Annotated in this window: 30 protein-coding genes; 27 read left to right on the top strand and 3 right to left on the bottom strand. The window is 41.3% G+C overall.

All coding sequences use genetic code 11. From position 1 onward, the window contains the following. The first annotated feature begins 256 nt into the window (after positions 1-256). From ACE38W_RS00635 to ACE38W_RS00580, 12 genes are all read left to right on the top strand, one after another. A complete protein-coding gene (locus ACE38W_RS00635; protein ID WP_375828270.1) occupies positions 257-1261 on the top strand; it encodes a recombinase RecT in 1005 nt (334 codons plus the stop codon). Between the two features lie 22 nt (positions 1262-1283). Further along, on the top strand, positions 1284-2504 hold the full coding sequence (locus ACE38W_RS00630) for a hypothetical protein (RefSeq protein ID WP_375828269.1): 1221 nt from the start codon (positions 1284-1286) through the stop codon (positions 2502-2504). Continuing rightward, positions 2505-3173, top strand: coding sequence for a hypothetical protein (locus tag ACE38W_RS00625; RefSeq protein WP_375828268.1), 669 nt, complete (start codon positions 2505-2507; stop codon positions 3171-3173). A gap of 156 nt (positions 3174-3329) precedes the next feature. Continuing rightward, the gene (locus ACE38W_RS00620) at positions 3330-3998 is read left to right on the top strand and encodes a hypothetical protein (protein WP_375828267.1); all 669 of its coding nucleotides are present in this window, start codon (positions 3330-3332) and stop codon (positions 3996-3998) included. Between the two features lie 3 nt (positions 3999-4001). Then, complete coding sequence (locus ACE38W_RS00615; protein ID WP_375828265.1) at positions 4002-5474, top strand: DEAD/DEAH box helicase; 1473 nt, start codon at positions 4002-4004, stop codon at positions 5472-5474. 3 nt (positions 5475-5477) lie between these two features. Then, positions 5478-5684, top strand: a complete 207-nt coding sequence (locus tag ACE38W_RS00610; RefSeq protein ID WP_375828264.1) for a hypothetical protein — start codon at positions 5478-5480, stop codon at positions 5682-5684. Positions 5685-5686: 2 nt separating this feature from the next. After that, on the top strand, positions 5687-6727 hold the full coding sequence (locus tag ACE38W_RS00605; protein ID WP_375828262.1) for a DUF4373 domain-containing protein: 1041 nt from the start codon (positions 5687-5689) through the stop codon (positions 6725-6727). Further along, positions 6624-8180 (top strand): replicative DNA helicase, encoded by a 1557-nt coding sequence (gene dnaB / locus ACE38W_RS00600; protein ID WP_375828261.1) that lies wholly within the window; start codon positions 6624-6626, stop codon positions 8178-8180. The genes ACE38W_RS00605 and dnaB overlap by 104 nt, the downstream gene beginning before the upstream one ends. 11 nt (positions 8181-8191) lie before the next feature. Then, entirely contained in the window at positions 8192-8884 is a 693-nt protein-coding gene (locus ACE38W_RS00595) for a hypothetical protein (RefSeq protein ID WP_375828260.1), read from the top strand. A gap of 132 nt (positions 8885-9016) precedes the next feature. Continuing rightward, positions 9017-9469 carry a hypothetical protein gene (locus tag ACE38W_RS00590; protein ID WP_375828259.1) on the top strand — a complete coding sequence of 151 codons (453 nt, stop codon included), beginning with the start codon at positions 9017-9019 and terminating at the stop codon, positions 9467-9469. Next, a complete protein-coding gene (locus ACE38W_RS00585) occupies positions 9447-10286 on the top strand; it encodes a phosphoadenosine phosphosulfate reductase family protein (RefSeq protein ID WP_375828257.1) in 840 nt (279 codons plus the stop codon). The genes ACE38W_RS00590 and ACE38W_RS00585 overlap by 23 nt, the downstream gene beginning before the upstream one ends. Positions 10287-10312: 26 nt before the next feature. Further along, positions 10313-11197 (top strand): DNA cytosine methyltransferase, encoded by an 885-nt coding sequence (locus ACE38W_RS00580; protein WP_375828256.1) that lies wholly within the window; start codon positions 10313-10315, stop codon positions 11195-11197. On the opposite strand, the gene ACE38W_RS00575 is transcribed toward ACE38W_RS00580, so the two are convergent. Continuing rightward, positions 11194-11538: a hypothetical protein gene (locus tag ACE38W_RS00575; protein ID WP_375828254.1), complete on the bottom strand. Its 345-nt coding sequence runs from the start codon at positions 11536-11538 to the stop codon at positions 11194-11196. The genes ACE38W_RS00580 and ACE38W_RS00575 overlap by 4 nt on opposite strands. A gap of 60 nt (positions 11539-11598) precedes the next feature. Here ACE38W_RS00575 and ACE38W_RS00570 point away from each other — a divergent pair, with 60 nt between their 5' ends. Together ACE38W_RS00570 and ACE38W_RS00565 are read left to right on the top strand one after the other, a co-directional pair. After that, positions 11599-11820 (top strand): hypothetical protein, encoded by a 222-nt coding sequence (locus ACE38W_RS00570; protein ID WP_375828252.1) that lies wholly within the window; start codon positions 11599-11601, stop codon positions 11818-11820. Positions 11821-11987: 167 nt separating this feature from the next. Then, positions 11988-12227 carry a hypothetical protein gene (locus ACE38W_RS00565; protein WP_375828251.1) on the top strand — a complete coding sequence of 80 codons (240 nt, stop codon included), beginning with the start codon at positions 11988-11990 and terminating at the stop codon, positions 12225-12227. A gap of 1652 nt (positions 12228-13879) precedes the next feature. On the opposite strand, the gene ACE38W_RS00560 is transcribed toward ACE38W_RS00565, so the two are convergent. Together ACE38W_RS00560 and ACE38W_RS00555 are read right to left on the bottom strand one after the other, a co-directional pair. After that, positions 13880-14320 carry a hypothetical protein gene (locus ACE38W_RS00560; protein WP_375828250.1) on the bottom strand — a complete coding sequence of 147 codons (441 nt, stop codon included), beginning with the start codon at positions 14318-14320 and terminating at the stop codon, positions 13880-13882. Between the two features lie 70 nt (positions 14321-14390). Continuing rightward, entirely contained in the window at positions 14391-15113 is a 723-nt protein-coding gene (locus ACE38W_RS00555; RefSeq protein WP_375828249.1) for a sensor histidine kinase, read from the bottom strand. Between the two features lie 312 nt (positions 15114-15425). Between ACE38W_RS00555 and ACE38W_RS00550 the strand changes: the two genes are divergently transcribed. The 13 genes from ACE38W_RS00550 (at position 15426) to ACE38W_RS00490 (ending at position 25780) form a co-directional block, all read left to right on the top strand. Further along, positions 15426-15671, top strand: a complete 246-nt coding sequence (locus ACE38W_RS00550; protein ID WP_375828248.1) for a helix-turn-helix domain-containing protein — start codon at positions 15426-15428, stop codon at positions 15669-15671. A gap of 17 nt (positions 15672-15688) precedes the next feature. Beyond that, positions 15689-16066: a hypothetical protein gene (locus tag ACE38W_RS00545; RefSeq protein WP_375828247.1), complete on the top strand. Its 378-nt coding sequence runs from the start codon at positions 15689-15691 to the stop codon at positions 16064-16066. A gap of 99 nt (positions 16067-16165) precedes the next feature. Continuing rightward, complete coding sequence (locus ACE38W_RS00540; RefSeq protein ID WP_375828246.1) at positions 16166-16630, top strand: hypothetical protein; 465 nt, start codon at positions 16166-16168, stop codon at positions 16628-16630. Beyond that, a complete protein-coding gene (locus ACE38W_RS00535; RefSeq protein WP_375828245.1) occupies positions 16602-17966 on the top strand; it encodes a PBSX family phage terminase large subunit in 1365 nt (454 codons plus the stop codon). Before ACE38W_RS00540 ends, ACE38W_RS00535 begins: the two co-directional genes overlap by 29 nt. Before the next feature lie 55 nt (positions 17967-18021). After that, positions 18022-18600: a hypothetical protein gene (locus ACE38W_RS00530; protein ID WP_375828243.1), complete on the top strand. Its 579-nt coding sequence runs from the start codon at positions 18022-18024 to the stop codon at positions 18598-18600. A gap of 10 nt (positions 18601-18610) precedes the next feature. Beyond that, positions 18611-19324 carry a hypothetical protein gene (locus ACE38W_RS00525; RefSeq protein ID WP_375828242.1) on the top strand — a complete coding sequence of 238 codons (714 nt, stop codon included), beginning with the start codon at positions 18611-18613 and terminating at the stop codon, positions 19322-19324. Positions 19325-19495: 171 nt separating this feature from the next. Beyond that, the gene (locus ACE38W_RS00520) at positions 19496-19909 is read left to right on the top strand and encodes a hypothetical protein (protein ID WP_375828241.1); all 414 of its coding nucleotides are present in this window, start codon (positions 19496-19498) and stop codon (positions 19907-19909) included. Positions 19910-20115: 206 nt separating this feature from the next. After that, positions 20116-20529 carry a hypothetical protein gene (locus ACE38W_RS00515; RefSeq protein ID WP_375828239.1) on the top strand — a complete coding sequence of 138 codons (414 nt, stop codon included), beginning with the start codon at positions 20116-20118 and terminating at the stop codon, positions 20527-20529. Between the two features lie 3 nt (positions 20530-20532). Then, positions 20533-20793, top strand: coding sequence for a hypothetical protein (locus ACE38W_RS00510; RefSeq protein ID WP_375828238.1), 261 nt, complete (start codon positions 20533-20535; stop codon positions 20791-20793). Further along, positions 20790-21302: a hypothetical protein gene (locus ACE38W_RS00505; protein ID WP_375828236.1), complete on the top strand. Its 513-nt coding sequence runs from the start codon at positions 20790-20792 to the stop codon at positions 21300-21302. Before ACE38W_RS00510 ends, ACE38W_RS00505 begins: the two co-directional genes overlap by 4 nt. 1 nt (position 21303) lies before the next feature. Further along, a complete protein-coding gene (locus ACE38W_RS00500) occupies positions 21304-22893 on the top strand; it encodes a fibronectin type III domain-containing protein (protein ID WP_375828235.1) in 1590 nt (529 codons plus the stop codon). 2 nt (positions 22894-22895) lie between these two features. Then, positions 22896-23468: a hypothetical protein gene (locus ACE38W_RS00495; RefSeq protein WP_375828234.1), complete on the top strand. Its 573-nt coding sequence runs from the start codon at positions 22896-22898 to the stop codon at positions 23466-23468. Next, a complete protein-coding gene (locus ACE38W_RS00490) occupies positions 23468-25780 on the top strand; it encodes a hypothetical protein (protein WP_375828232.1) in 2313 nt (770 codons plus the stop codon). Before ACE38W_RS00495 ends, ACE38W_RS00490 begins: the two co-directional genes overlap by 1 nt.

Genomic DNA, 25780 nt, shown 5'->3' with positions numbered 1-25780 from the left:
GGAATGTCAAGTTTGGGCTGGCGGCGATCCTTGGGCGTTTCGACCGTCAGCTTTTCAAAGATCATTATGAGTAGAAACAAACAGTACGAACTGATTACAGGTATCGTCTACATAATTCGCCTGCTGGCTCTTATCGCCTTCATAATGGCAATACTTCGAGCATGTAATCAATTCTCTCATCAATAAAAAAGGGCACCGGCGGCTACCGGTACCCATGGCAAAAAGCCAATCAGTAATTGACTTCAAAAACAAAAATATGGAAAATAATCAACTCACCACAAAACAACAGCTGCAGGTATTACTGGATAATGCCACCTTCATTGGTACTGTCATTGAGAATATTTTGGTATCCGAGCGATTCATCGAGTTATACCAGGTTGTTAATGGTATCCGTCACCGTAGGACAGCAGAAGCCTTCTATGAAACAGAAAAATACCATTTCCTAAAGCTAGTGCAAGGTAATGACAACTTACAACAATGTACAAAGTTGTCTTTGTACGGCGTATTCATGGATGTCGCTGTGTCTGGGCTATCCTTCGACCCTACAATGAAGCATGTTTATATTGTTCCATACAACGTAAATAGCGGTACCAAAAATGAGCCAGTTTGGGAAAAGCGTGCCAGTTTACAAATTTCTGGTTATGGGGAACTACTTCTGCGGACTCTCCAAGGACAGGTTAAGTATACAGACAGCCCTGTGGTTGTGTATGAAGGCGATCACTTCAAATATGGCAACATGAACGGGCAATCCATCCTTGAACATGTGGCCACGATTCCGCGTACTTCCAATAATATTATTGCTGCATATATCCGCATAGTTCGACACGATGATACTGCAGACTATAAGGTAATGGCCCGTGAAGATATCGATCGATTAAAGAAATTCAGCAAAGACCCTAACAGCAAGGCCTGGACTGATGGCTTTCACGGGATGGTTGAAGCTAAGATTATTAAGCATGCATTCAAAAACTATCCGAAAGTCCGAGTTGGAGAATTCACCAAACTTTCCAGCGATATCGTTGATGCGGAGCCAACTCCTGAAATGGGTTTCGATTACGGCCTTGGCCAAGATCCAGTAAAGGATATGCAACGCCTTCCAGAAGCAACTGGGTCCTATGTACCTGCATATGTGGTAACACCAGCCGAAAAGCTACCGGCTTCACATAAAGCTGATCCTGTCAATGACTTCATAAACAGTGAAAGTACAAAACCGGATTACGTTGCCGCTCCTACTCCGACCAACTCTGCACTGGATTTCTAATCACTAACCTCAAAAGCATATCATGATGGAAACTACAAACGAAATTCAAGTCTACGAAAACGCCGTTGAAACTTTCAGGGGCGGTAGTGCAGTGCTGGCCGGCAACCAAGCAATCGTATCAAGAGCATTGGCCGCCGGTCAAAGTCTACTTGCCAGTATTAAGGACAATGGTGGTAAACTCGATAAAGAGCTGGACGAACTGTCCAATCATTATCTGGCGAAGGTTAACACCCGTAAAAAAGAACTGGATGAAGCCAGAAAGCCGATTACACAGCTAATGGATATGCTGAAGAAGATGTTTACTTGTGAAGAAGCTAAGCTGGATATTACTGCTGCTGGTACCATACCCTACCAGATACAACAATACCGCAATGCTTATGCAAAGGAATTGGCGGAAGCAGAAAGGAAGCGCCAGCTGGAGGCAGATCGACGCGCGACTATTGCCAGAGAGGAGGTGGCTTTGCGTGCAGAAATTGAAAAGCAGCTTAGCGACTATTTTAATAACCACCTGCTATCAATTAAGCAGCAGATGCATTCCGCATTCTCCACAATTACCTTAGAGGATTACGATAAGCGTGCTGATGGCCTTCGTAGCATGCAACCAGCTTACAAGAAGGATCATTATGAATCCTTCACACCAACTGTAACCTTGCGGTTACTCACTACCGAAAAATACCAGGAGATTCTTGGATCAGTTCATACCGCTGTTAAGCGCGACCAACTTGCCGCTGAGTATACAGCACAGGTTGGTGAACTACAGCGCTACTTAGTTGACCGCCTTCCATCAAAGAAAGCTGAACTGGAAGCCATGGCCACCGCCGCAACTGAAGAATTGGAACGTATGGAAAAGGAACGACAAGAACGTGAGGCAGCTGAGAAGCAAAAGATTGAGGCAGATGCTGCAGCGGCACAGCAAAAGGCTGAACAAGAAATCGCCCTGCAAAAATCGGCTGACGAAACGGTTGTGATGTTCGATCAGGCAGCTGCTGTAGCTGAATCATCGCCGGCATCAAAATCTCGACAAGGTTTTGAAATTACGGTTTCCCATGCTGCTGGATACGTACAGATCTTTCAGCACTGGTTTGAGAATGAGGGAAAGAATATCCCCCTGGATAAAATGGGCAACACTAAGCTGGACCAGATGAAGGCCTGGTGCGAGAAACATGCACATAAAACAGGAGAAATCATTTCCTCTCAGTACCTCCGTTATGAACCTACTTATAAAGCTGTAAACCGCAAATAGATGAAGGATCCATACTATGGCCGTCCAGAGGTCAGCAACAGCGATTTATCGGAGATCAAAAAGTACTGGCAACCACAACAAGTCACCTATGATCTTGAACAGGCCTATAAGTTCGGTACTCTCATCGACTGCATGATCACAGAGCCAGATAAGATTGACTATTTCCAGTATACCTGCGCCGGTGTCCAGTATACATCTGCAGATTTCATCCGTGCGGAGTCAATGAAGAAAGCATTCTATCGGGATCCTCTCTGTGTGGCAATGGCCAATCAGTCCCAGTATCAGAAGGTTAGCATAAGGAAGAACTTCCCCATTATGTACGGGGGCTTTGTGTTCACCTTGGATGTTAGATGCAAATGGGATCTATTCATTGATAATTGTATGGTTCCTTCCGGGGATATCAAGTCCACCACCGCCACTACTCAAAAGCAGTTCGAGGCAGCTGTAAGATACTTTGATTATGACCGGCAACGCGCTTGGTACATGGATATAGAAGGTAGGGATAAAGATATTCTGATCGGTATCAGCAAAGTGAATTACAAAGTCTTTAAAGTGCCGATCGTTCGCGGCAGTGAACTGTACTTATCCGGACGTGAAAAATATGAAGAACTCGCATTCAAATACTGGTACCTCTTCGGAGATGTACATAATATCAGAAGAGCAGCGTAGCGCTTTCAGTAGTTCCATCATATATGCAAACAAAGGCGAACCTCTGACGATGGTAGCCGATCATGTCGATGTATGGATTGTGTAGGATCGTCACGGGAATCGCTTTCCAGTCAACACCAAGTACATTATTAACCTTCAAAAAATCAATACAGTTAAATGGGAAAACAAAACAAACAACCTATAGCTGAAGTATCTGTTCACCAGCCATCACAGAGAGTACTAGACAGGCTACTTCACTATGAAGAAGCATCTTTTGAGCATAAGGATATTGAAATCAAATCCGGTAATCTGAAAGATGGCATGTTCTGTCATTATAGCTATGAGCATACTGTTCAGGCGAATACCACTAATAACCTTTCCTGTAAATCACAGGTGCCTGTTCATGAAGATTTGATTGCTGCATTCAAACTTTTCAACGTTCACTTGGCTGTAATCTGTGAAGAGATTAATCCAGATGATATTCCAGCTATAGATAATCTACCTAAGTTAGATACAAAGCTGACTTATGAAGATCCGGCACAGGATCCCCTAGCTAAAATGCTTGACTGTTTCAGTGTATCATCTTTCCGTATCGCTGCCAACGGCGAAAATGAAGGCGTTATATTGTCTGGACTCAAACGCCTTTCTACTGGTGAATATGTCAAGCTGGAAACTCCAGTCACTAAATTTCAATCTGATTATGCCTTCACCCATGAATTGAGACTGGCAGTATTTGATGTATTAACCGAAATCGAAGAGTACATGAAGGGCAAACAAGCCCCTCCACGCCAGACAGAGCTTGACTTTGAAACACAGGAATCTGACATTAACGACGAAGCATTTTAAACTATGCAGAAAATTGGACAGCCAACAATTGAGATTTCAACATTACCAGAGCTTCAGTATGAACTGCCATTAAAGGCCACTTTAAGGCCTTACCAGGAACAGGGTATTGCTAGAGGCATGGAACTGCGTCGGGTAATGATAGGCGACGAACAAGGACTTGGTAAAACTTTACAGAGCATCGGCACCGTCGTTGGCATTGAGGCTGCATTAAAGCAAAATGCTTTCCCGTGCTTAGTGATTTGTCCATCCTCAACCAAAATCAACTGGAAACGAGAGTGGGAAAAATTTAGTAACAAGAAGGCAATGGTGCTGGATGACAAGTCAAAAAACACCTGGCACCAGTATTGGAATATTGGAATGATTGATGTTTTCATTGTTAACTATGAAAGCCTAAAGAAATTCTTTGTACTCAGTATGCCTGAAGTTAAGAAAGGCCAACCCTTCCGCAGCACAGATATTCAGATGAAGTCCACGATTGACCTTTTCAAATCGGTCATCGTGGATGAGTCTCAACGGTGTAAAGACGCTACCACTCTTCAAAGTAAACTGGTTCTTCGTATCTGTCACCAAAAAGAAAACGTCATATGCCTATCAGGTACACCAGTGGTAAATAAGCCGGCAGATCTATTCCCTCAACTGGCCATTATGGGTCATGCTGGAACATTTGGTGGCAAAAAACACTTCCTGGACCGGTATTGTGAAGGTGGACGTGGTGCTAACAATCTGAAAGAATTAAACTTTCTACTCAATAAGCATTGTTTTTTCCGTCGTGAAAAAAAGGATGTAGCGAAGGATCTACCTGAAAAAACCAGGCGGGGAATTATATGCGACATTACCAATCGAGATGAGTATGATAGAATGCGAGTAAATGCGGAAAGAGAGCTGGCTGCCATGGGATTATCATTGGAGGATATAAAAAGCTTTAAAAATGCTGAAGCCATTCAATTGGTAATGAAGTTGATGGCTATATCAGCCAAAGGCAAGATTGAAGCAGCCAAGGAATATATTGACTCAGTTGTTGAATGTGGTGAAAAGATAATCGTTTTCTGTCGTACTATAGAAACAGTTTCTACACTAAAGAAAATTTACCCAAAAGCAGTAACAGTTACAGGATCAGATGATATGCAAACTAGACAGAAGCATATTGACTCCTTTCAGAATGATCCTAATTGCCTGGTTATAATCGTCAACCACAAAGCTGGCGGCGTAGGAATAACTCTAACTGCCGCCAGCCGCGAAGTTTTCGTTGAATGGCCATGGACCTACTCGGATTGTGTTCAATGTGAGGATAGAGCGCATCGTATTGGTCAAAAAAACAATGTTGATGTAGCATACCTCATTGGAAAAGACACTGTGGACGAGGATCGTTATGAAGCTGTAATGGAGAAGATGCATATTGGCAACACTATCACCGGCGCTACTGACAGAATGGAAATGGAAATGATTGACAAAACTTCTAACCTATTCAATTCTTAGCATATGGATACAGAACTTGACATTTTAAAGAAAAAGTTTTCTCGACTGCTGGAGCTTACCCGCAAAACTCGCGGACATCAGAAAGAATATTTTAAATACCGTGCAAAATCTGATCTGGAAAAAGCCAAAATCTGGGAACGCCAACTGGATCAGTTTATCAAAGATGAAGTGATCATCATGCAAAACAAACAACAGGATTTATTTAAATAACTATGGCAAGAATTGCAGAACCAGGAATATCCTATTATGCCATGAAGGTGGCTCACATTCGTGATCCTAAGGTTCGGCTTATCATCAATGAATTTGGAGAGAAAGGTTACTGGATCTGGCAGTGTATCCTTGCCAGCGCATACGAAAATAAAGGGTATTACTTCGATTTAAAAGATAGAGAGGCTATGGAATTATTTGCCACAGAGGTTTGCAGAACGCGGGTGTCTGTGGTGGACGAAGTTATCACCGGGTTGATCCGCCGTTCCCTATTCGATAAGGGGGTAGCTGATACGTTCGGAGTTCTTTCCAGCAAAGCCATGCAAGAAGTATATATCGACGCAACAGCGGAGCGCCGTCGTAAAGGTACCAAGGTTGAGATTATCAGTGACTATTTCTTACTCTCTGTCGATGAAAAAAGATCCTGGAATAATGTGGTTTTCACAGAAGAAAGTAGAGCAAAAACAATTGTTCCGCGGAACAATTCAAATAATCCGCGGAACAATGATATAAATCCGCGGAACTATCCGCAAAGTAAAGAAGAGAAAAGTAAAGAAGAAAAAACTAAAGGCAAAAAGCCTTCGGCACCAGAGGTGCCGGCAGATAGTACTGTTTTGAGTTTGGAACAACAGTACAAGCTGGTTGATAACAACAGCAAGGAACTGGTTTTCCGCTTCATCAGAGATAACAACCCTCAGTTTATCCAGCCTTATGTTGATTTCTGGAATCTTTTCGCCAAAGAGTACGACGTACCTGCGGTTACTACCATCAACAAAGCCAGGAAGAAACATTTCTCGGTGCGGATAAAAGAAGACCAGTTTGAGCTAGTGGAGATTATCCGAAAGGCAAAGACCTCTCAGTTCCTGCTCACCAGCAAATGGTTTACGTTCGACTGGCTGATTAAAAATGATTTAAACTACCTGAAAGTATTGGAGGGCCACTATGACAACAAGCAACAACAGATATCAGAACAGGCCGCAAACACAACCTACGCGGCAGAAAGGGCAAGAATTGAGGAGAGGACGCGATCACTATCACAACGATGATTCGCCATCGCTTTCACTGGGTTTTCTGCCACCACAGCAAACTTCTATGGAAAAAGCAATTTTAGGCGCTATCCTGTTGGAAAAAGATGCATTTGATACTGTATCTGAAATACTCAGACCTGAAGCCTTCTACGTAGAAGCTCACAGCAAGATCTTTGCCTGTATGCAGGCAATGGCTGGTAATGTGCCACTGGATATCATGACCTTAATGGAGGCGATGAAAAAACGCGGAGAGCTGGAATCCATCGGCGGTCCTTTTGTACTTATGGAGCTTACCAATGATGTTGTGTCATCCGCTAACATTGAGGCCCATGCCCGTATAGTGCAGCAAAAGTATATGCAGCGTGAATTGATTCGCATTTCTGGTGAAATTCTTAAAGATGCATATCGCGACACCACGGATATTTTTGATCTATTGGATGCCGCTGAAACTAAACTGATGGCGATTACCTCCAACATACATAAGGGAGTAATGAAGACTGCCCAACAGCTTTATGACAAGGAACTGAAAGAGCTGCAGTTGCGTATGGACATCAAAGAAGAAATCACTGGCGTACCATCTGGATTTACTGCCTTAGACTCCCTTACTTATGGTTGGCAACCTACTGACCTGATCATCATCGCAGCGCGTCCTTCTGTTGGTAAAACGGCATTTGCTCTGAGCCTGGCACGAAATGCGGCATTGAATCCTATCAAACCAACTGGTGTTGCTTTATTTATGTTGGAAATGTCCAATACGCAGGTAATGCAACGACTGATTTCAGCTGAGTCTGAAATACCACTGGATTCAATTCGTCGAGGCAAAACCAACTTGGGAGAATTGAGGGAGCTAGCTGAAAAATGTGAATCAACTCTAAGGCAGGCACCTATGTTTCTGGATGATACTCCCGCACTCAACATTTTCGAATTACGTGCGAAATGTCGTCGCTTGGTGCTGAAGTATAACGTAGGAATCATTATCATCGACTACCTGCAACTAATGTCTGGTACTGGTGACAGGACAGGCAACAGAGAACAGGAGATATCAAAAATTTCCAGAGACCTCAAAGCCCTCGCCAAAGAACTGCGGGTACCAGTAATAGCTTTATCGCAGCTTTCGCGAGATGTTGAAAAGCGTGGTGCAGGTATACCAATGCTTTCCGATCTCCGTGAATCCGGGGCCATAGAGCAGGACGCTGACATGGTAATGTTTCTTTATCGTCCGGATTACCAGAAAGAACCCCATGAAATAGACCCATCTATCCGTGGTGATGTAAACTTAAAAATAGCAAAACACCGCAATGGTCAACTGGATACCATTGCCCTCAAATCCAAACTATCCATCCAGAAATTTTACGACATCGATCCATTACCTGGACCAATGTCAGCGCCAAAGCTTATTCCACTAAAGGAGGCGAAAGCCAGGTATGAACCGCCAGCAATGGAAGATGACGAGGACGAATTACCTTTTTAAAACTTAACATCATGAAAGAACGACCAATATTATTCAGCACGGACATGGTGCGGGCCCTTCTCGCTGGAAAGAAAACGCAAACTAGAAGACTTACTGGGTTGGAACTGATGAATGAAGCGCCTAACTCCTGGGCAAGTATTGGCATTAAGTCAGATAATGGTATACTTAAACAGGTATTCTTCAAGAATGGCAAATACACTGCTGTTAAATGTCCTTATGGTGAACCTGGTGATATTCTATGGGTGCGGGAACGTTTTGCACGATATGAAAAAGTTCCGATGTATGGCTCCATTTCAGGTTACCTATATGCTGATGGTACTCAGAATTACCCATCAGACGCATTGGTTCTTCCTGGGAATGGATATATACCATATGCAGTTAAATGGAGACCGTCCATCCATATGCCAAAAGAAGCTGCCCGTATCTACCTACAGGTGACAGATAGAAGAGTAGATCGTATACAAGATATCATTGAGAATGATGCAATTGCCGAAGGTATTAATGAAGTAATGGGTGGTTATCAAAATTACACTGCATTGTATCGAGACGCACTCAATCCTATCCACTCATTTAAATCACTTATTGAAAAAATACATGGCAAGGAACTATGGCTGCAAAATCCATGGGTATGGGTGGTATCCTTCCGCATGCTTTCAACTACCGGCAAACCTGATAAATTCCCGCTGTTATGCGAGGTGTTATAAAGCTATACCTGAATAATCGCTTCAAAACATTGGAGAGCTACAAATCTACCTCTCACCGTCGTGATATCATTGGTAGATGGATAGAAGACTTCCGGTTGTATCAGAAAAAACATTACATCACAATTATTCCAGATGAAAGCACCACGAATGACTTTACAACAGTTAAAACAGACAAAGGTCGCCACCATCAACCAGGATATAATAACAGCCTTACAGCAGCCAGGGAAAAAGAAGCAGAAAATACCTGTGGGAGACTGCAAACAAGTACAGTGGATGTGGGAGCAGCTGGCCATCTGGTCACGCCTGACAGGCATAGAAGTCATAAAGGAGTATAGGTTCCATCCAGTTCGGAAATTTCGTTTCGATTTTGCCGTACCTGATCTGAAAATCGGTATCGAATATGAAGGGCTCATGTCTGAAAAGTCTGGCCATACCACCCTCACCGGCTATACGAAGGATACAGAAAAATACAATCTGGCTGCTGCTGAGGGTTGGCGTGCTATCCGGTTTACCGTAAAGAATTATATACAAGTTATTGAACAGTTAGAAAAATTGATATCCGATGAGCGAAATAAGAATATGTAGTGTATCAGGAGGAAAGGATTCTACTGCATTGTACTGTCTTATGGTAGAATATTATGGCCATGATTTTGTGCCTGTCTTCGCTGACACTGGAAACGAACATCCTGTTACCTTAAACTACATAAAGAATCTTCATATCATGGCCGATGGGCCAGAAGTGAAGATTGTCAATGCAGACTTCAGCGAGAAATTAAGAGACAAGAAACTGAATCCATCAGGGAACACGTTCTTAGACTTAATGCTGTGGAAAGGCCGCGCTCCAAGCTCTAAAGCTCAGTTCTGCACTGAATGGCTTAAACTATGGCCGCTTAGTCAATTCCTGTGGCAGTATAGTAATGATCATCGACCAATAGTAATGCATATTGGCATTCGTGCAGGAGAAAGCGTAAGTAGAGCTAAGCGACAGCCATTTGCATGGAATAACTATTTCTCCTGTATGGAAGTTCTACCGATGCTGTATTCTTCGGAAAAGGAAGTATTTGATTTGCTAAAAGAAAAAGGTGTGCCTCCGAATCCTCTTTATACAATCGGTGGTATGAACAGAGTTGGTTGTTATCCCTGTATTCATGCCAATAAGAGTCAGCTGCGACGGCTGGAAAGCTGGGCTTGGGAAAAGCTGGAATACTGGGAAAATAAATTGGGCAGCTCCTGGTTTCCTTCTGGGATATTACCAGGTAGACCACCAGGAGAAATACCCCGAATCGCTGATGTACGCGAATGGTCGAAAACCCTTCGCGGTGGAATAAAATACGACCTGTTTGCCACCACAGACCAACGCGATGTACCTTCTTGTATGGGTACATGGGGCATATGTGAATAATTATTACACTTAAAAACTCATAGAAGATGTATAGACCAACAGCTAAAGGATACTTCTCTGGATGTGGAGGCATGGAAATAGGTCTGATGCAGGCAGGTATCCGCATGATTCAGTCCATGGACCTCGACAAAGAGGCTACCACATGCATGACGCAGAACCAGCATTATTTCAGCCATACTGTTCTTACAGCAGACATTAAGGATCTGACTGTGAAGGAACAACCGAAAACAGATATCATCGTAGGAACTTACCCATGTACCAAATATAGCACTGCTGCAGATATAAATGGTACACGCACAGGAGATGATTTGTTTCTTCATTTTTTCCGGCACATTGCTATAGAGCAACCGGAAGTCTATATTGTAGAAAACGTGCCAGGCATGAGAAAGTTCCCCGTAGTTATGGAAGCTATGACTCAGCTGCCAGATTACTTTTTGAATATCTTCTGTCCTGTTAATGCTAGCAAATGGTTACCACAACACAGGAAGCGTCTGATACTGGTAGGTACGCGAAGGCCATGCTTTCTTTCTGAGCCGGCACAAACAATCACACCAAGTATAATGGATATTCTGGAGCCAGAACCTAACATCATCTTGCCAGATTATGTCGTTTCTAGGATTCGCGGAGATTACAGAGATAAGCCAATAATTGTGGATCCTGATGATCCACAAGCCATTGCACCAACATGTGTTGCCCACTACTCAAAAGACCAGGGTACAAGGATGATAGTTGATAGACGCTCTCCTTATGGGTTACGTCCATTTACTATCAGAGAGTATGCACGATTGCAAGGATTTCCAGACGACTTCTACTTTCCAGAAAAATTGAGTTCTTACAGATTAATTGGGAATGCGGTCGCTGTGCCAATGGGCCGTTGGATAGGTCAGGAAGCAATGAAATATTTTAATTAATATCCTCCATTTTCTGCATAATGCTCTAGGCCGATTGTCTGTGGATAAGTTACAGGTATAGAAAACTTAATCCTAGATACAACATTATGATCACTGGCCTTTTCCAATGAACCACCTGCCATAAAAATTGAGGCTATAGAAAGTTTGCCATCTACCTCTTTCTTATCAGAGTTAGACACAGTAACAGCTATGTCAAATTCTATATTATTTGATTGCCTAGTAGTATAATCGGTATTGTTTATTGAGCCTGGATGGTTTTTTTCTCTAATTTCCTTCTGAGCCTCTGCAATCCCTTGGAATATTTCTAATAATGAAGCCTTGACGAAGTCTTTTACGTCCATAAGTTTTTTTTCAAATATAACAAATTTTAACCGGCCAGGCGGTACCTGGTGGTAAACAAAATGAAAGCAGAAGAAGCAAGAAAATTAGCTCTTGAATTGGAAAGTGAAACATCCAGATACAATGATGTTATTGCTAAAATTAAAACCTTGGCAGAAAATGGTCATTTCAGATTGATAACCCCATATCCTGGTAGAGATGTCATCGACAGACTTTGCAAAGATGGATACTTATGTTTCGATGGAGCTCCGACAATTAGTAACCATGCTGTTATTTCCTGGTAAAATTTTAAACCCAAATCAGTTAGGTGATATCTGGAATTTAAAGATAGGCAAGTAAGTAAAGAAAAGTTCTGATATCACCTGAGATGAAGAATCGAATGATGATAAATAGTTACGGTTTCCCGTAAAATATTTCCCAATAATTAAAGTCAATTACACCAAAAATAATTATGAAAAAGATTGTAAGGTGGTTGTCCTCCAAAACTGGCGTAGAGACTGAGATCAAAGCGCAGGAAAGGGCAAGAATCATGAACAGCCTGATGTCGGTATCCAATAGGTATTACAGCAGTGTAAAATATCGCCCCGTATCGCAAATGATGTACTTTATAAGTCAAAGCCTGGAGATTGATCCAGAAACAGGTGAGATTGTTTTAGCCAAGGTTATGGAAACGCTCCTTTCATCAGATTAAAAAATCAAATCTTTGAAGCATTATTTAATCAATTAATATCTTAGGATAAACTTTGAGATAAATTTTAGTCTTGCACAATCTTTAGGATAAAATACAGTGTGATATTATAGATAATAGCATAATATTATTATCATTTGGATTTTTGTTGAATTTATCCGTACCTTTGCAGCCATAACACAAAAAAACGATTCTCAAAGTGAAAATAATATTCTCAAAATGAATATGTTATGTTTATTTTGAGCAATAAATACAAAATTTAATTTGTATTCTTCCAAATTATGATTAATTTTTGGCCATATTATTTTCACTATTGCAGTAAAGTGTTCATGCCTGGTTTGTTTTGTTGTATCTAAATCTTATTCTATGGTCTAATAGAATTACAAAGTGTTGGCACAATTCCGTACACACAAATAATATTATTTACATACTGAAAATAAAAAAGCCCTGGTTGTTGAAGCAACCAGGGCTGGAAAGCCATAAATAAAGCTTCCTTAGTTGGAATGGTGAAAAAAACTAATGATGAATTTTACCAAGTTGAAGATTGGCAAAATCACCTTTGTTAAAACCTCCCAGGCGACCTTTAAAAGGTTGCGATTTTTCAAATCCTGTATGTGGGTTTTATTTTCCACAACAGTATGATCTACAAGAGGCCTTCTGACAACACTCTTTTTAGATCTGTCTTTCTTGGGGTGTTTTTTCTGTTTTTTTCTCATTTATTGATCAGGACTTTAGATGTCCTTTCTCTTTGACCCGGATAGCAAAGCCATCCGGGTTTTTTAATCTTATTTAAACAGAATCTACTTGTCAATGATCTTCTCATCAGAATTTCCGCTCCTGAATATTGCGTCGGCGCAACAGTCGTGCACATGATATACAAATACGTATAAATACATATTTATAATCGCACGCACCTGATGTGCCTTTCCTAAGAAATTTTAGGGATTTATACTGATTCGTTAGACATGCAGGAGGTTAACCTAGCAAAACGAACAGTGCAAAACGAAGGTACGGTGATTTGCTCGAATTCACAAAATCCGCCTACTACTTTCGCAATAGCGCTAACATCTATATAAATATCATCATTTGTATTTCCATCATAAACACATGATTAGATTAGAAATGACAACATATGCAATTTTTATATACTTTAAATAAAAGGTTCACTTCGAACAATTTAATGATATATAGAACCAAATATGATTGTATATTAATTTAGTATTACATATTGATATTTATAAATATAAATCTAATCCTACCCATTCTTTCAACCCCTTCCAGATCCACTTCATTTCATATTTATTTTGCAAATGTAAAATGAATTTATCTTCAGACATATTTTAGTTTCCAACAGGTGTTGAAAAAGTGTGTGAGTATTATCAAACAATAGAATGGCAAAGGCTTTGAGCTGATTTTAGGTTTCGTAAACCTAATTTTTTGAGGTTACAATTATACTTCTAAATATTATTATATTTCAACATGCAATGTTTCTAAACATTTGAAAATCAACAACAAAAGAAGTAATGCCATATTTATTCCGAAGTGTGAATAACTGTGCATAGCTGTTGGCATCTACCATGAAAAAGACAAATTCGTACATAAAAAAAGCGCCATCAGCTCGTGACGGCGCTTACTTGAGGGTTGTTACCGGTAAACTAACCTGGCATTTTGGGGATTACCTGTAAATTTCCACCTGCTGATGGTTCATGGTCGCAGACAAGAATATGGCAACGGCTATATTTGTCTGACATTATCCGCATCAGATAAGATTCTTCGCTCTCTTTAACAGAATCGGCGTGGTGGTAATAAAAAACATACCTGTTAACCAGGATCATATTAAAGGCTTGAGGTGGTGGTACATCCTTCAGATACTGCAATTTGTACTCAGATACCTCAACAGCCCTCTCCCCTTTTTTCATAGGCTGTGTATTACTTGGGCTGAGGATAACACTGGATATGTTTGCAGTGTCGCTTTCCCGTAATGATACATTCAATTCAGTACTGTTTGCCTTCGGCATCCACAGGCAGTATAAACATACTACTACAACTAACATGGCTGATACTACCATTGAGAACCGGCTGATGAAGATATTCATAGAATGATGAGTTTAATCAAAGGCCACCCAGTGGCTAATCCAGGTGGCCGTAGGTATAAAATGGATATGGCTATGCTTGGGAAGGTAATTGTACAGTAAAGGAAATCGTGTTTTGGTGAGTGGTTGCCTCTATCCTACCGTTGATTTGTGAGCATAACCTTCGACACGTCGCGAGCCCTATACCATATCCAGGAATGGAATTATCGAGTCGGACGTAAGGCTTAAATATCATGTCCAGGTATTCTTCAGGCATGTTCACACAGCTGTTCGTTAACGTTATTGCCAGCTGATCGTCGATCGTCCGAACATTCGCAATAATAGTACTTGCCTCGGGGCTGTATTTAACAGCGTTAGTAATCAGATTTTCCAGCACCAAATCCAGCCTGGCCGAATCAGTGCAGATATGCACACTATCAGGAATCATTAGTTCAGATTCAAAGTGGCGGCCAGTTCTTTGGGCAAGGATTTCATATGAGTGAAGGCGTTTCTTAATGTAGGTACGGACAGGGATATCCTCCATTTCAATCTTCTCAGATTCAACCTGGGAAAATTGATAGATTGTTTTACTTAGTCTTTGCAGTGTCTGAATGCGGAACTGAATGTTATCAACAAATTCCAGGACACTGGCAGGGTCATCCCGTTGCACCAGCTCATTCAGCGTAATTATCGAATTAAAATTTGAAAGTAAATCGTGGCTCCAGGATGCCATCATAAAAAGTAGCTGGTCCGTAGTGACCGCAGGGGCAACTGTTTGGGTTTCAGATGCTACCAATGGAAGACAATCTTGCTGCATTCGGTTCTGTTTTTGAGGTGTATTAATAGAACCGCGCATAAAAAAAATAGTGCGCGGGACTCAATCCTTCACGCTATAGGCCGCTAAACCACCAAGCGATATAGAAAAGAGCCCGCGCACAATATGTTACGCGGGCCTCGTCGCTGGATGACTCGTAGCTCGTGGTTTAGCGGCCTCGCTACATAGTCACCGGCAACGATGCCGATGCAATTCAATCAACAGAATTTGCAAAGATAAACGAATATAATGCTTTTTTACAAAATCAAGTCGATCGACTGGATTTTAAGAAGCGTGGTTCACTGATTTTTAAAGGTGGACGAAAAAAAGCAAATATTACGACGAATAGGAGTCACTATCCAAGCTATCCGCAAAGGAAAAGGGATGACTCAAGTAGACCTTGAAATCGCTACCGGTATTGCGAATCAGGACATCTCTGCTATTGAAAGAGGGCTGGTTGATCTACATTTTATTACCCTCGCTAGAATCGCCAAAGGTTTAAAAGTTCAGGTAAGTGACCTGTACTATATCGATTACTCAGAAGACGGAGATACTAAATAATTTAGTATTTTTGTTTCATGGACGTAAAATTGGGTGATATCTTTGCAGTTGTTGCAGGTAATTGTTGTTATCTTGAGGCAATCTATTATAACGGTGAAATGGTTTTAAAAAGCCTTATTCAACGAAGTACCCCACCGTTTCCTACACCGTCTGATTTCCGCCCTGATGACCTGGTTTTCAAAGGTAACTGCTATAAAAATCCTGAACTTCGCGAACTGTATAAGTGTGTAATGGAGGTTAACAAGTGGATCCATTACCAGCAGTACTTTAAAATTCCTCAAACAGCTCTATATAAGCAAGCTTTAGAAGTCTGGGAATCAAATGTTCGAAAAATTCCCGATGGTAGCCCATTAAAGTCTGAGTACTATTACTATTTAAGAATGAAAAAATTGTGATTTCCTACCGATGTCTTACGGCAGTGCTATTGAATTGCCAAAAAACACTTAATTAAAGTTGATTTACTTTTTTTAAGTAAATTTGTTCAAAATGGCACAATGGCACGGATAAAAAAAGGGGAAAGACGCACCACTGAACAAATCCAGGAAGCTTTTCTTAAAGCCTTCGAAGACACCGGTAATATTACCCTTGCCTGCAAAAAAGCCCGATTACCTCGTCGAACCTTCTATAATTGGCTTTCATCAGCTGATACCAATAAATCCTTCCTCACTTCATTTGAAAATTCGCGAATAATGGCCATAGGTGGCCTGGAGGATGAGGCGCACCGGCGTGCAGTTACCGGATTGAAAAAAGGTATTTACTACAAAGGGGAGCGTATTGCCTGGGAGACTGAATATTCCGATACTTTACTGATAGTTCTGCTAAAAGCTCATGCACCAGAGAGGTATAAAGACCGTACATCTGCGGAGATCTCTGGTCCAAATGGTACTCCAATACAGCAGGAAGTAGTTACTCGAGTAATTTTTGAAGATTATGGTAGTAGAAAAGACTCTACGATTTAATCGGATTTTCCAACCTGTATTTTCTACTAAAGCCCGCTATATACATATTTGGGGAGGCCGCGCCGCTGGACGCTCCCACTTCGCTACCAGATACTTTCTGCTTCTTATAACCCAGCAACAGTATTTCCGTGGCGCATTCCTGCGAAATGTGTTCGGTGATATCCGGGATTCATTATTTCAGGACTTCAAAGACAGAATTGAAGAAAGTGATTACAACGAGGATGATTTTGTAATCAATGAAACGAAGATGACGATCCTCTACAAACCCACTGGCAATACAATCATCTCCAAAGGATTCAAAAAAACCTCGGGTAATCGCTCTGCAAAACTCAAATCCCTTGCAGGTTTGACACATGTTTTGTGTGAGGAGGCCGACGAAAATGAAGAAAAAGAGGTGAACAAACTGGATGACTCCATCCGTACAGACAAGATCGAAAACATTCAGATAATCTTCCTGTATAATCCGCCCAGACGGAAACACTGGTTAATGAAACGGTACTTCACCCTTGTGGATTCTGGAATTACTGATATAGTTACAGAAAAACCTATTCCCTATTTTTGGGCTGTTCCTATAGCAAACCCTGATGTATTGGCTATTCACTGCACATACAAGGATAACATACAAAATCTGAATCACAAAACAATTGCTAGATATGAAGCATATGGAAATCGCAACAGCCAGTTTTATGATCCAGAAGCATGGTATGTTGACATGTTGGGTCTGGTACCGGAAGGTGCCAGAGGTAGAATATACAGGAACTTTGAGCCTATATCTCTGGAGTTCTTCCGGTCATTGCCTTATCCAAGTATTTATGGAACTGATTTTGGCTATTCAGAGGATCCTAACGCAATCGTTGAAATGAAAATTCACAATAACATGGTATTCTGGCATGAGGTAATATATGAAGCTGGACTAACCAACCCTAAATTGGCTGCTGAAATGGATGTGAAGGGGGTTTCCCGCAAAGCAAAGAACTTTGCTGACAATGCTGAAGGAAAGAGTATACAGGAACTCAGGGATTTAGGCTTCAATGTATTGCCAGCAGATAAAGGACCCGATAGCATATTGTTTGGGATCAAGAAGCTGCAGGGAATGAAAAACTATGCTACAATTACATCTTTGAACCTATGGAACGAACTGGAGGAATATAAATGGATGACTGACAAGGATGGTGAGGTTACCGATACCCCTATTGATAAGTTTAACCACCTGCTGGATGCTGGCAGGTATGCCATTGTCACAGAAAAGCAGTTCCTACGCAGAAGGAAAACCACTATAGCCAATGATAAATCTGACCATGATGATAATCGTTCTCTCTTGGATAGAATAAGTTAATTTACTTATTTTAAGTTATTTGACTTAAAATAAGTATTTTTATAGAAAATTAACCATGGAAAAACCAAACTGCCTGGTGTTGGCAATTGCAGCATTGCAACACGCAAAAGAAGAAGCAACTCAATATCTGAGCGATACACCAGAATATTCTTCACACCGATTTATTATCGATGGTAGAATGACCACATTGATAAATATGCTTTCTACCTCTACAGGTACAACTCCAGTTTCTTCCACTAAAAATGTAGCAGATCTTTTTCCTCCTATCACAAATTTCTTTGGTGATGAAATTGCATTACCTACCGTAATCGTTCCAGAGGACCTAACTCCAAAGGAGTTAGAAGGTGAAAGATTTGTTTCTGCTGTAAATAAACTTTACGCCGAATTTACCACGATTACCCCTGAAGGTATCCTAAACAGTTATGTTCTTCCAGAACATCAACTGATCCTCCGTGGTGTAGCCAAAAAGGCTGGTCTATCTGATTACGAAGAGCGAGAAATCAACCTTTCTTTTGTGGAAGAAATTGGCCAATCAATAATAGCGAAAGAAAAGGCGGTTAAGGATCAGGAAGACATTAACCAGCGGTTAGCAGAAGAAACAGCTAAAGCCAGTAAAGGAAAAGCTGGTAAATAACTATTAACCAATGAGGATAACGATTAATGACAGGGAGGTGATTATCCCTTCTTCACTATCTGAGTTCAGTCTTGGCCAGCGTATTGCTTTCCAGATCGAATATGGTAATTCACTGGATGCAAGGTTGAAAGAGATATTTGAGATACAGGATGAAATCCGCCGTGAACTGGAACTGATGGAATTCAACGCAGAAAAAATGTTTAGCACCTTTGCATTCTTTGCCGGCTGTACTGTTGATTCATTAAAGGAAAGTGATTTTGTTGATGACATTTTCGCTATCTACCAGGCATCCCTCGCTGCTCTATTTCACGAGGAGGATTCAATGGAGTTCCATAATTCATTTGTTTGGAATGGAGCCAACTGGTATTTGCATCCGCCAGAGCTGCACTATGGTAGTAAACTATCATTCGGACAGCTGATTGATAGTAAGCAGGTTGTAGCAGATATTGCAGCCTTCGCTGGTGGTAACTGGGAAGCCTTGCAACGTATTTGTACGATTTATCTACGTAAAGAAGGTGAAGAATATGATGAATCATTCCTTTATGAAAATAGTGATCGACTAAATGAAATGCTAGATCTACCGATGAACATTGCCCTTACTGTCGCTTTTTTTTTGAGCAGTTCAATAAACATTTATCTGAACAGTTCACCGTCTTCTCCCCGTCTAAAATTAAATCCACAGGAAAATACACAGATGCCCATTATGAAAACTGGGGTTGGGTAAACTTCCTGAAGGCCATTGCTAAAACAAAGGTTTTTGATATTCCTGGTAATGGCATGAATAGTATCCAATGTACTCGTCAGGCCCATGCCTATGATGTACTTATCTATGCATCTGAAGAAAAAGGACTGAACGATGCCCAGTATCTTGATTACGAAAACCAAAAAAAATAACATGGAAAAGCAACCTAAAGCAAATCCACACGAAATTTTTGCAACAGCTTTAAAGAATACCAAGTTCCCTGCTGATAATCTTTCTGGGTCATGGTGTCACCATGCACAGATTGCGCTTCGATATGCTTCATTACAATCATTGGGTATCTCTACCACTGATTTGGCAATGCTACACAAAGCAAAGCCAGAAGATCTATCCTATATGCAGGTTGCAGTACTTAATAACAACCTGATACAACGTACACCTGTTGAACTAAATATCAGTATGGATAAGTACATTGAACTGCAACGGTATAGTGAAATGATTTCAACGGAATGGAATCGTCTGGCTGAAGAACTCCGCAACAAGATCACGCAGGAACAAGCCCGGGAAACAGTACTGGACAATATTAAATCCGCACCTGCTGAAGCATGACAGGTTATCCATTCATAGAGGACTTCTTTCGGGCTATTCTGGCCAAATCCCATGCGATACAGGGGCGCTTCCATATTTGTCCGCGTTATGGGGTTGAGATTAATACTGAGCAACTGGATGAAGTCCTTAAAGATGATATCAAACCTGCTGCTGGGTCAAAGTTCCCAATGGCTCTACTGGTGCCCCCACGTTCACAAGGGCAATTCATGCAAAGTGATCACTGGGAACACTATAGGGCTGTTATGTTCTTCCTGAAAAACACTTATACGACTGGTACAGGCCAAGTACAAACTCCGAATAAGTCTACCGGCACCAGTATGCATACCATTCCACAGGATTGGCATGATATGAAACGCGCCGCCATTGGCTTCATTCGTATTCTGGATGAGGTATCAAGAACGAATATGTTACAGGGGAGCATATTCAGGTTGGGAGGCGCTGGGAAGAATGAAAAGATCATCGATCCAGTATCTCTTATTGGCACGGATCGGGTTTCTGGCGTACGTCTTGATTTCCAATTCAGTTTGTTCTCTGGGTGTGAGGTGGAAGATTATAACTTCGAAGATATTGCCAATATAATTATTCCGGTAGCAGACAGCCATCCGGAACATAAACTTTAACTCATGACTTTACAGGAAATCGCAGGTAAAATCCCGGCAGAATACAGAAAGGAGTTACTGGAAATGAACATCATAGCCAACGCTGTTGCTAATAGCAGTAATACTTCAATGCTATACTTATTTAATATCTGGTCGATTCACATTGAACCAGGGTTGCAATTAAGTTGTGGCATATGCCTGGAGCGAATACTTAAAAATTTCAAAGAACTGCTGCCCATCCTGGTAACCATGGAAAAGGCTTCTAACCTATTGAAAACCGTATGAATCTAATCGAGATACAACGAGGTGGCCAGCAGATCATTGAAGCAGCAATAAAGGCTGAAAGCCGATCTCAGGGTCATTACCTTACTGGTTCAATGGAAGCATCATTATCTGGCACTATTGAAAACACTGGTAATGAAAAAATTCTTACTGGTACCGCCAACGGCTACACGATATATGTAAACGGAGGAGTGCCAGCAAAGAAAATACCGTATGCACCAGGATCAGGTGCAAAAACCTCCCAATATATCACAGGCCTGATGAACTACTGGCGACTGCGTGGGCTTTCTGAAGAAGAAGCAAAACGAGCCGCATTTGCAACCGCCAATGTTCATAAAAAACAAGGAATGCCTACAGCCGCAAGTACTGATTACTCTTCCACAGGTGAACGTACTAAGATGATTGAACGGGCATTCGAAAAAAAACAGACAGAGCTGGACAATTGGATGACCAACGGATTTGACCAGATAGTAGAAGAGGAATTTCAAAAAACGAAAAGCGAAACGGTTTAACATGCCAGTAACAGCCATCATAGCACAGCCATCCACCGGCGGACTTAGTGCCGCTTATAGACCGGTGATCTACCGAATAAATGCCATGGCTACTAATGAAATGGATCAAGCGCCAATTGTCTGGTGTGATATATACTTTGGTGGTGTTTATTACAAATCACTTTCATCTACAATTTATTCTGCACCCGGTGAATGGCAATTTGATATCCAGAATGCCGCACAGGAATACCTTCGTGCAGCACTGGCCCCAAATGGTAGTGGCAATATATTCCAATCTGCAAAAAGCTTGACAAAAGTATTTTGTAGATTCCGGGCCTCTGGATATAACCAATCGGGTATTACAATTCCTGAGGGAACTATACCTATACAAGCTACAGGTATGAGCCCAGCCCAACCAGGTACTGGACTACAGTCATATACTTCGTATATTGTTAACAGTGCACTTCTCCATGAGGATAACCAGGATATTCTAACACATCTTACCTTTTCAAAAACTGGGATATGGTCTCCACTGGCATTTCCACTTACACACCGGCCCAGAAAATATAACCTTGCCATACAGGATAGTGATTACTTTCCTATAGTGTATACTGGAACAACGCCGATAAAGTGCATTCAACTCAACTTCAGGTTACAAGGACAGTCAAATTATCAGCAACGAACGAAGTGCTGGCCTTTTCCCTGTCCTCAATTATCGCCGGTGTTACAGGGTATTATGCTAAACCCTGATACTACTCAAACCATAACCATAGGCTGGCAATCATTACCAGTTTATGTATCAGGTGTTAAGGTCCAGTATAGAAAAACAGGATCTTCTACCCCATGGACGGCGGTCACACTTGGAGCGGTGTCTTATTGGGCAGTTACACTTCCCTTGGGAAAATATGATTTCATGGTTTCGGCAACTGGAGATTGTACAGAAGTTGATCCAGGAGTATTAATGAACGTAGGAGAGAATAGAAACCCATGTCAACCCATAACTGGTCTGATTGTGACACGGGTAACTGCTGATACATGGAGAATTACCTGGAATCCTGTTGCTGGCAGTTCAGGTTACATAGTGTCCTATCAAATCAATAATGGACCATCTCAAGAATCTACCGTTACCACCAATTCATATACGTTTGTAGGTGTTCTACCTGGTGATACTTACAAAGCTGTTGTGTACAATCTTTGTAATCCTGGCGCAAGTGATCCATCGGCAGAAGTAACCTTTACAGCTCCACAAAATTTCACTTTTCGCATGGATGCCTTTAAAGGTGCGGTAAGCACTTACTGCACTGAATATAAACTGGGCAGTTCCTTGTTTGCTATTTCCAACACAGCAGGCCGCATTTCTGGCGCTGGCAGTTGGTCAGGAGCAAATCCAGCTTTGTATCGATATGAAGCGACACATAGCCAGCGAGATGCTACGGTCATATCACTACATCTATTCTCCAGTAACAGCCATCAAATAGTAGGTAATTATGAGGTATACGCTGATGGAACCTTCATAGGATCTGCAAACGTGAATACTCCAAACAACAGTTGGTTAAACATCCCCGTGAACCTCTTGGATGTAGGATTGATTGAACTCAAACTAAATTTCTAATCATGGAAATTCAATCCGTATATCATTTGCCTAACGGCCCTAAGAATCTTTCTTCTTTATTTCCTGATGTTGATTTCAATTTGGTAGCTGATTACTACTTACAGGTATATGATGCAGATAATTCTGTAATTGCAACTACTACACTGGCTGTGCCAGAAACAGATTGCGAGTATATCCGAATACACTTTATTAACCGCCTTGGTGCTGTGGATGCTATCAATTTTTCCTTATACTCACAAACGCATGAGACGAAAAGCGATACTTGGCAAAAAACCCTTTCTACACCGTTAATCAAAAAGGACGGCGGTATTCAACGAATCAATATCAATTCAAATGAGTCCTATCAAGCAATAGCAATTGGTTATAGGGAAAGTGATATGGTTTGGCTCAAAGAATTACTCGACACACCAGCGGCCTGGCTTGAATGGACGGGTACACAAGGACAACCCGACGACTATCTTCCTGTAATTATTAAGGACGGCAAGCAGGACACCCGAAAAATGGATGAAAGATACTTCAACGAATTTAGTATTGAGTTTACAATGGCCAATGCCACACAAACTATAAGAACATAATGGCATCAAGTGAATATATATCTGTTATCATTGATGGAAAGCCGATAATGCTTAGTGAAGGCAATAAGGCCGGTATAACTATTTCTTATAAGCTTGAGGATCCGCAGGATTTTACTCGTAAAAAATCTAGTGAGGCGCTGAGTATTACTATCCCTGCTACTCTTGATAATGATCAGGCAAGTAATTCATTTTTCAATCCAGGGATAGATGATCTAACCTCGGGGCAGGTCTTCAAAAACGCTCGGAATGCTGCCATCATTGCCGCAGGCGTCGAATTATTAGTAGGTAAGGCTTTCCTAACTGAAAGTTCACATACAGATAGACCTATTTCCTACGAGTATGATCTCTACGGAAACAATGGAGATTGGATAATACAGCTAAAAGAGACTACACTATTTGACTTACTGCAGCACATAGTCTTCACTTTTACAGAACAGGAAATCAGTGATTCCTGGTTGTTTGATGGCCGCAATGAAAAATTGCCTTATGTCTTTGCGCCAGTTCGTTATCGCCAACCTATGGATTTTTTTGACTCTGACATCACAGACGGAAACTTCAAGGATGCTTATATGACACCGTTATATATGAAACCTTGCATATCCGTATACTGGATTATCTATTGGGCATTTCAATCCATAGGCTATCAAATCGACTCGACGTTTTTCAATACAGATTACTTTCGTCGAATGGTAATGCCATGGACCTGGGGGAATTTCCTTAATGGAGAAGGAAATCAGCAGGATAATTTAAAATTCCTCGCAAAGAGCAGCAGCCGGCCAAAATCACCAATTAGGTACAATGACTTTCTGGATGTGAAAGCAGACAACGACTCTACTGATGGCGGGTTTGATGCAAATGGTGTATATGAATATTTTCCAGCAACTGGTGAAATGCGTTGGACATATCTTAACCAATTTGATTACCAAACAATTGATGCGACTTTTAACCTACAAATTGATTGGGATGTATATATCCCTCCAAATTGTTCGATCTGGGTAAGGGTATATTGGTTCCTTAATGGGCAACAATTACCTGGTGGTGTAATTGATGTTCTGCACCAGTCTACAGGCTCACAATTCGACTTCCTGAAAAGAGACATTTATGAGGAGTATCGAAGTGTTAATGTGCGTCCCGCTGATACAGTATCTGCAAAAATACATGTAGTGGCTACTGGTACAGGTTATGCCTACACGCAAATGGAAGTTTTGCAGTTCACGTTGACAGACATTGCTATCCCATTAGGTGGCACCATCAACTTCAATAATTTTAATGGACTAAAGAATTACAAATTTCTTGACTTCTTTGCCGGTGTAGTAGATACGTTCAACTTAGAACCAGGCACAGATAGTATCATGAAGGTAGTTACTATCGAACCTACTCACCCATGCAAGATCAACGACGACGGTAATTCATTGCCTGGCTACTTTATCGGCGACCACCTGCAGTGGTCTGATAAACAGGATCTATCTAAGCAGTCCATATTTACATTGTTTAGGGATTATGAACGGGAAGTGACCATGAAATTTAAGGATGATAGTAATGACGGTATCCTAAAAGTAGTCCAAGACCGAAATAATAGTGTACTCGCTGCTAGTAAATATGTTCTTCCTGATAGATTTCAAGCAGAGAAAAAAGAGATTCCTAATCGTTTTTTCGCTCCAACTATGCACTGTGACGTGCCTCAATGGCAGAACGTGACTACTCCAGGTATCAAGCCGCAGCTGGTATGTATTGTACCAGAAAACATTTCCAACACCTCCAATGATGAAAGCCAGAATACTTTCCAGCCCAAACTTGCGTACTATAAAGGAATAGTATCCGACGCTGGTGGCTGGCGATATAAAACCGCCGGCGGCATCGTTGACTACCAAACAATACCATATCTCTTTGCTGTCAATTACCAACCTGGCGGAGAGAAGGACCCAATACTTTCATATTGTGATGAACGTATCGGTGATAAGATAGGCCGCGGTTTACTACGGCGGTTCTTTCTTCAGCGCTTTGCCATTATGCGTAATGGACAGTATTATTCTACGTGGTTCAATTTGAATATGAAAGATGTCACCAACTGGTATCACCGAGAACACAAGATTTGCCACGGGCAACGCTATGAGCTGGTGGAGATAACTGACTACAATCCGATTTCAAATGAATCTACCAAATGCAGCCTTCGGAGATGGGTACCTGTAATGCAGGAAGATTATAATGCCGTGTATCCCTCCATGAAAACCACATTGGTAGACAAATTTGACATCAAATACTTTCCTTTAAAATGCCTGGTTTCTGATATTCCGGGCCCAATAACTAATTAA

Source organism: Chitinophaga sp. Hz27 (assembly GCF_042263525.1).
Lineage (GTDB): Bacteria > Bacteroidota > Bacteroidia > Chitinophagales > Chitinophagaceae > Chitinophaga.
Note: the sequence above shows the minus strand (reverse complement) of the source record. Positions and strands in the feature narration are given on the sequence as shown.